The sequence below is a fragment of the Acinetobacter sp. YH12069 genome (assembly GCF_013419675.1).
Classification (GTDB): Bacteria; Pseudomonadota; Gammaproteobacteria; order Pseudomonadales; family Moraxellaceae; genus Acinetobacter; species Acinetobacter amyesii.
This window is the reverse complement of sequence record NZ_VOZS01000050.1, coordinates 1-2317: the sequence shown is the minus strand read 5'-3', so window position 1 is coordinate 2317 and position 2317 is coordinate 1. Positions and strand designations below refer to the sequence as shown.

At 38.4% G+C, this 2317-nt stretch carries 4 protein-coding genes and 1 pseudogene; 3 read left to right on the top strand and 2 right to left on the bottom strand.

Annotated features, from left to right (window positions below):
• Both FTU16_RS16325 and FTU16_RS16320 read left to right on the top strand, forming a co-directional pair.
• Nucleotides 1-91: pseudogene (locus FTU16_RS16325) on the top strand (IS5/IS1182 family transposase); the annotation flags it as partial.
• Nucleotides 92-210: 119 nt separating this feature from the next.
• On the top strand, nucleotides 211-660 hold the full coding sequence (locus tag FTU16_RS16320) for an N-acetyltransferase (RefSeq protein WP_180163692.1): 450 nt from the start codon (nucleotides 211-213) through the stop codon (nucleotides 658-660).
• A gap of 52 nt (nucleotides 661-712) precedes the next feature.
• On the opposite strand, the gene FTU16_RS16605 is transcribed toward FTU16_RS16320, so the two are convergent.
• On the bottom strand, nucleotides 713-1228 hold the full coding sequence (locus FTU16_RS16605; protein ID WP_257227163.1) for a hypothetical protein: 516 nt from the start codon (nucleotides 1226-1228) through the stop codon (nucleotides 713-715).
• Nucleotides 1229-1522: 294 nt separating this feature from the next.
• Here FTU16_RS16605 and FTU16_RS16310 point away from each other — a divergent pair, with 294 nt between their 5' ends.
• A complete protein-coding gene (locus tag FTU16_RS16310) occupies nucleotides 1523-2119 on the top strand; it encodes a YceI family protein (protein WP_180163691.1) in 597 nt (198 codons plus the stop codon).
• A 102-nt stretch (nucleotides 2120-2221) separates the two neighbouring features.
• Here the strand turns inward: FTU16_RS16310 and FTU16_RS16305 are convergent.
• A partial coding sequence (locus FTU16_RS16305) for a transposase domain-containing protein (RefSeq protein ID WP_141192730.1) occupies nucleotides 2222-2317 on the bottom strand: 96 nt, incomplete at its 5' end.

The following is a 2317-nucleotide window of genomic DNA, read 5'->3' as shown; positions in this document are numbered from 1 at the left end:
TAGAGGAATTGCCACAAGATACGATAAGCTAAAACGTAACTATCAAAGCGCTGTTGCTTTAGCTTGTATATTTATATGGTTGCCTCTTTAGCTCAATTTATCGGCTGTAAATGTCAACACACCCTAAAAAAGAGCGCATTAAATAAAGTGTTTTCAACACATGAAGCTTTATTTCAGTTATAAAAATCCAGTGATCATTTAAAAAAGACATTGAACGTGCAAATACAAATTAAAAATTTAACAGAAATATCAAAAAACCAATGGCAGCCGCTCTGGGAGCTGTATTTAGAATTTTATAAAAGTCAGGTGGCAGATGGGGTGACTGAGCGTACATGGCACAGGTTACATGCTGCTGACTGCGAACATATGTATGGCTTTGCAGCTGTGATTGATCATCAAGTGGTTGGGATCGTGCATGTCATTGAACATGAGAGCTGCTGGACATTGCAGCCTTATGCCTATTTGCAGGACTTATATACCCTTGAGGATTATCGCGGGCAGGGCATTGGCAAGGCGCTGATCGCCAAAGTGAAAGAATATTGTGATCAGCGGCAGTGTGACCGTGTGTATTGGCTTACGCATCAGGACAATGAAACTGCGCAAAAGCTCTATGATCAAATCGCGAAAAAAACCGGATTTATCCAATACCGCTGTCATTAACTCAATGTAAAAGGCCATTCCAAATCAACAACAGCTTTTGCGCATCTCAGTATTAAGCTGAAACTTTAAAGTTTTTAGCCGGGTCAGCATCTTGCTGAATGATCCATTCTCCACCTACGCGGAACGATGAGGCTGAGGCATAGGCATCTTCCATAAATTGGAAAAAGCTGATTAAACCGTTTTGAACTTTGGCTTTAATTGAAAAAGGCGAGGTGAAAGTATTTTTTGCATAGACTGAGGTGTAGGTGAATTGACCAAATACAGCTACAGTTTCATCTTCAGCGATCATATCCGTGATTTGAAATTCATCGATATTCCAGTAAGTGTCGACGTTGGCAAAGGTATATATATAAATGTCTCTACCTGTTCCAGACCCAGCCCACGGCTCAATTTGTTTAAGTTCTGGGTTGCTGAAGTTTAAGGAAACATACGCCGCGTCTTCTGCAACAAGCAGCTGAGTTGCATTTTCGACGAGTTCTTTTGAAGTATTCATAAGAAATGCCAAAACGACATCTTTGGGAGTTTTAGTGTTTAAGGCTTTTTCAATAGCCAGCGATTGTTCTGTCATTTTTGGGTACTCAGATTTTTATGATGTCTAAAAATCTTAAGTGGATTTGTTTAGAAAACCTACGACTCAGATAGGTTGATGTTTCCTAAATTTAGGATAAATCGTCGGGGAGTAGCTTGAAAAGAATAATTATTTGAAATATATGGAAAATTTAATAATTGAGAGTGGTTGTAGATGCTGCTACAGATTTTACAAAACTATCGTTCTAAACATGCAACAAAACGTTTTATCTTTAAAGCTGTAATACGGCTAAAAATCTATAGACTTAATGGTATTCGAAAGTGAGATAAAAACATGAACTTTAAAGCATTAACAATCGGTTTGGCGGTAGCATCAGTTACAACAATTTCTATGGCAAAACCTGTTGCCTATCAAATTGATCCTACTCATACCGCAACAGTATTTACTTGGAATCATTTTGGTTTCTCAACGCCTTCTGCAAACTTTAGTGACATTCAAGGGACAATCAATGTCGATAATGCAAAACCTGCAAATTCGTCTGTGAATGTGACGATTCCATTATCGAGCTTAAATACCAATGTCAAAGCATTAGATGATCACTTAAAGAAAGCAGATTTCTTTGATGCTGAACAATATCCAAATATCACGTTTAAAAGTACAAAAGTTCAAGCGATCAGCAAAACTAAATACAAAATTACGGGTAATTTAACAGTTAAAAATGTGACTAAACCAGTGGTATTGGACGCTGTATTGAACAAGCAAGCCGTTCATCCAATGACTAAGGCAGAAACAATTGGTTTTAATGCAACGACTTCTTTTGATCGTTCAGCATTTGGTGTAGGCGCATATGTACCGAATGTAGGTGATAAAATTACGGTAAATATCACGACTGAAGCCGCTGTGTCTACAGCAAAGGCAGCAGCGAAATAAGATTTAGCTCCCTCAGCTAAGTTAGCACCCAAAAGGGTGCTTTTTTATGTCTTGAAAATGGGTATCTGATGGTAAGCGTCCGCTGAACCCCATGCCTATTTTTTAATTTGAGTTGGATTTCCAGCGATGTGGCAGTAATTCTTCAATCTGAGTCACTTTATGTGTCGGCAACCTTTTCAGCACATCACTTAAATAGGC